Source organism: Peribacillus sp. P4_D6 (assembly GCF_056401795.1).
On sequence record NZ_JBFUIQ010000213.1, the window covers coordinates 1 to 4,304 of the forward strand.

Below are 4,304 nucleotides of genomic sequence, written 5' to 3' on the forward strand. Positions count from 1 at the left end.
CCCAAATGCCATTCAAGCTGGTGTGGAAGCCATTCGCAAAGGAAGGCATGTCATTGCTGATGTGCAAATGATCGAGAGCGGCACAGGCAAAAAAAGATTTCAAAAACACGGCGGGGACGTTCATTGCTATATTTCAGATCCGGATGTGATGGTCGAGGCAAAACGTTTGAATACGACAAGGGCAATCATTTCGATGCAAAAAGCTGTAAAGGAAAATGAAGGGGGCATTTATGCCATTGGCAATGCACCTACCGCTTTACTTGAGCTCATTCGCCTCATTAAAGAAGGGATTGCAAAACCGGACTTAATCATTGGAATGCCTGTTGGGTTTGTTTCTGCAGCAGAATCGAAAGAGGAACTCGCTAAGATCACAGAAGTTCCATTCATTACGAATATTGGCCGAAAAGGTGGAAGTACTGTCACTGTTGCCGCATTGAACGCGATTTCCCTTTTAGCTGATAGTTAAAAAACATGGAAAAGAAAGTGAAAAAAGACCCCTCACAAATGCGTCATGGATATACGACGGGAGCATGTTCGACAGCCGTGACCAAAGCGGCATTGACTGCATTGATCACGGGGGATGCACTAGAGGAGGCAACGATTTCCTTGCCAATTGGCCGAGATGCCACTTTCACTATTGAGAAATATGAAATATCGGAAAATGCGGTTAGTGCAGAAACGGTTAAAGATGCCGGAGATGATCCCGATGCCACACATCTGGCCCATATTATCTCTACTGTCAGCTGGTCCGATGCACCTGGGATTATCTTGGATGGAGGGACCGGAGTTGGTCGTGTGACCAAACCCGGGCTTCCCGTTCCTGTAGGGGAAGCGGCTATTAATCCTGTACCGCGCAAAATGATTTTAACCACTGTGCAGCAAACATTGGAAGAATTTAAGATCAATAGAGGAGTGAAAGTCGTCATCTCCGTACCTGCAGGTGAAGAAATAGCGAAAAAGACATTAAATGGCCGCTTGGGGATTGTGGGAGGCATTTCCATTTTGGGAACAAGGGGCACTGTCGTCCCTTTTTCCAGTTCCGCCTATATGGCAAGTATCGTACAGGCTATCAGTGTCGCCAAAGCGAGTGGGTGTGAGCATCTAGTCTTAACGACTGGCGGGCGCAGTGAAAAGTATGCAATGGGCCTTCTTCCAGACTTACCTGAGGAAGCCTTTATTGAAATGGGTGATTTTGTGGGCTTCTCACTTAAGCAATGTAAGAGGCAGGGAATTAAAAAGGTATCACTGGTCGGCATGATGGGTAAATTCTCCAAAGTGGCCCAAGGTGTGATGATGGTGCATTCAAAAAGTGCCCCGGTCGACTTTGGTTTTCTATCGGAAATAGCCCAAAGCGTCGGAGCTGAAGATGATCTTGTTCTTGAAATCAAGAATGCAAACACAGCATCACAAGTCGGGGATATGATGTCAGCGATTAATAACTTTGACTTTTTTAATAAACTATGTGAATCCTGCTGTCACTCTGCCATTAACCAGGTGAAGGGCGGCATTGAAATGGAAACGGCGATTTATTCRTTGAAAGGACAATTACTGGGAAGGGCTGTTGGAATTGAGTCAATCGATTAAATTAATTGGGATAGGGGATAACGGTCAGGAAAGCTTACTGCCTCAATATGCCCAATGGATAGAAGAAAGTGAAGTGCTGGTCGGAGGTGAACGGATCTTATCCTTCTTTCCGAACTATTCTGGCAAGAAGATTGTCATAAAGGGCGGCTTGAAAAAGGTCGTGGAGCAACTGCAGGATGTAACTCGTCCAACGGTTGTCCTAGCTTCCGGTGACCCAATGTTTTATGGAATGGGAGGTTATCTTTCCAGCAAAATAAACATGGAGGTTTACCCATATTTCAGTTCGATTCAGCTTGCTTTCGCAAAAATGGGGGAAAGCTGGCAAGATGCCTTTCTCGTCAGCATTCATGGCCGCAGTATGAAAGGGCTGGCCCAAAGAATTGATGGGAAAGCGAAAGTGGCCTTACTTACAGACAGTGAAAATAGTCCTGATCAACTGGCTAAATATCTCCTTTCATTCGGAATGACTGAATACCGGGCATTTGTGGCTGAAAACCTTCAAGGAGAAGCCGAAGAATCTGGCTGGTATGAACTAGATGAAATGACGGAGCGGGAATTCTCTCCCTTGAATGTCGTCATTTTGAAAAGAAAATCAGAAGGTCCAAGCTGGTCCTTGGGGATAGAAGATGAAGAATTTTCGCAGCGTAAGCCGGACAAAGGCCTCATAACCAAAAAGGAAATTCGGGTACTAAGCCTGCATGCGTTGAAGCTAAGGAAAAACAGCATAGTTTGGGATGTTGGGACGTGTACGGGCTCAATGGCAATTGAAGCGGCCAAGCTTGCATCCGAAGGCCATATCTTCGCAATTGAAAAAAATGAGCCTGATTTAGAAAACTGTTATCAAAACCAACGTAAATTCCGTACCGATATAACGGCGATTCATGGAAAAGCCCCGCAGGGATTGGAAACTTTTCCGGATCCTGATGCAATCTTCATTGGCGGGACCGGCGGCGAAATGGCAGAGCTGATCAATACTTGCTGCAAACGGCTTAAAGTTGGCGGCAGGATCGTTCTGAATGCTGCGACGATCGAGAATCTTTACCGAGCTAATGAGGCATTTACTGAAGCTGGTTTTCACACTTCCATCATGCATGCGCAAATCTCCAGAAGTAAGCCAATATTGGGAATGAACAGATTTGTACCTCTTAATCCGGTTTATATCATTACTGCACAACGAAAGGAAGACATGAATGAGTAATCTTGGTACATTATATGGCCTTGGCGTGGGCCCGGGCGATCCAGAGCTAATTACAGTAAAGGCATTTCGCGTGATTCAGGAATCTCCGGTCATTGCGTATCCAAAAAAAAGAAAAGGGAGTAAAAGCTACGCCCATCGCATTGTTGAAGTTTACATTCGTCCTGAAGAGAAGGAGATGCTGGGCCTTGTTTTTCCGATGACGAAAGATCAAGCCATCTTGGATCGGGAATGGAATGGAACGGTTGAAAAGGTTTGGCAAAAATTAAATGAAGGAAAAGATGTAGCTTTCGTTACGGAAGGCGATCCGCTTTTATATAGTACGTTCATACATATGATGAAATTGATGCAGGAGTTGCATCCTGAAGTCGAAATCAAGACGGTCCCGGGCATTTCTTCCTTTAATGGATCAGCGTCAAGGCTGGGCATCGCTTTGGCTGATGGTGATGATCATGTTGCGATAGTTCCTGCAAGGGATGATTATGAAGCGATGAAGAAGGCGATCGAAGATCATGATGCCGTGGTGTTCATCAAAGTGGCAAAGGTCATCGATTTAATGATTTCCGTTTTAAAAGATTTGGACTTACTTGAAAAGGCCTCGGTCGTAACCAAAGTCACTTCCGATGAAGAAGTGATTTGGAAAGTGAGTGAATTGGAAGGACTTGAACTAGAATACTTAACATTGATGGTGGTGAGAAAATGAAGATATATATTGTAGGGGCCGGCCCGGGTGATCCGGATTTGATTACTGTAAAAGGATTGAACATTCTCCAAACGGCCGATGTGATTTTATATACGGATTCATTAGTGAATGAAGAATTGATTGCTAAGGCAAAACCCGATGCTGAGGTGCTAAAAACGGCTGGAATGCATTTGGAAGAAATTGTTGGCATCATGGTCGATCGTGTTAAAGAAGGAAAGATGGTTGCCAGAATCCATACAGGGGATCCTGCCATGTACGGTGCAATCATGGAACAAATTGTCCTATTGAAGAAAGAGGGTATTGGTTATGAGGTGATCCCTGGAGTGAGTTCGGTATTCGCCTCAGCAGCGGCAATAGGAGCAGAGCTGACTATCCCTGATTTAACCCAGACACTCATATTAACGAGAGCTGAAGGACGTACGCCTGTTCCGGAATTTGAAAAATTACGTGATTTGGCTAGTCATCATTGTACGATTGCCCTTTTCTTGAGTGCGACCTTGACAAAAAAAATCGTTAAAGAACTTCAGGAAGCAGGTTGGAAGGATGAAACACCGGTCGCAGTCATTCAACGGGCAACATGGCCGGACCAAAAAATTGTCCGTACCACATTAGTGAACTTAGATGATGCCATGCGTCAAAACGGTATTCGCAAGCACGCGATGATTTTGGCTGGATGGGCTTTGGACCCTGACATCCATGATAAAGATGAATACCGTTCCAAACTATATGATGCGAGCTTTACCCACGGTTTCAGAAAAGGTGTTAAACCATGATCATTGAATTGAAAGAAGCGGAACTTGCTCCCATTAAACGGTCCCATAC

5 protein-coding genes are annotated in these 4,304 nt (G+C 44.9%); all 5 read left to right on the top strand.

Translation table 11 applies throughout. The features are described 5' to 3' along the window. On the top strand, window positions 1–466 hold a 466-nt coding region (locus tag AC1DVB_RS25550; RefSeq protein ID WP_477591564.1), incomplete at its 5' end, for a precorrin-8X methylmutase. 5 nt (window positions 467–471) lie between these two features. Then, window positions 472–1,584, top strand: a complete 1,113-nt coding sequence (locus AC1DVB_RS25555; RefSeq protein ID WP_054396212.1) for a cobalt-precorrin-5B (C(1))-methyltransferase — start codon at window positions 472–474, stop codon at window positions 1,582–1,584. Continuing rightward, window positions 1,568–2,782, top strand: coding sequence for a precorrin-6y C5,15-methyltransferase (decarboxylating) subunit CbiE (gene cbiE / locus AC1DVB_RS25560; RefSeq protein ID WP_477591566.1), 1,215 nt, complete (start codon window positions 1,568–1,570; stop codon window positions 2,780–2,782). The genes AC1DVB_RS25555 and cbiE overlap by 17 nt, the downstream gene beginning before the upstream one ends. Continuing rightward, window positions 2,775–3,482 (top strand): precorrin-2 C(20)-methyltransferase, encoded by a 708-nt coding sequence (cobI, locus tag AC1DVB_RS25565; RefSeq protein WP_057275921.1) that lies wholly within the window; start codon window positions 2,775–2,777, stop codon window positions 3,480–3,482. Before cbiE ends, cobI begins: the two co-directional genes overlap by 8 nt. Continuing rightward, the gene (gene cobM, locus AC1DVB_RS25570; protein ID WP_048678465.1) at window positions 3,479–4,255 is read left to right on the top strand and encodes a precorrin-4 C(11)-methyltransferase; all 777 of its coding nucleotides are present in this window, start codon (window positions 3,479–3,481) and stop codon (window positions 4,253–4,255) included. The genes cobI and cobM overlap by 4 nt, the downstream gene beginning before the upstream one ends. Window positions 4,256–4,304 lie beyond the last annotated feature (49 nt).

Coding starts and splice junctions, on each gene's coding strand:
- cobI (WP_057275921.1), top strand. CDS start 2,775: ATGAGTAATCTTGGTACATTATATGGCCTTGGCGTGGGCCCGGGCGAT.
- cobM (WP_048678465.1), top strand. CDS start 3,479: ATGAAGATATATATTGTAGGGGCCGGCCCGGGTGATCCGGATTTGATT.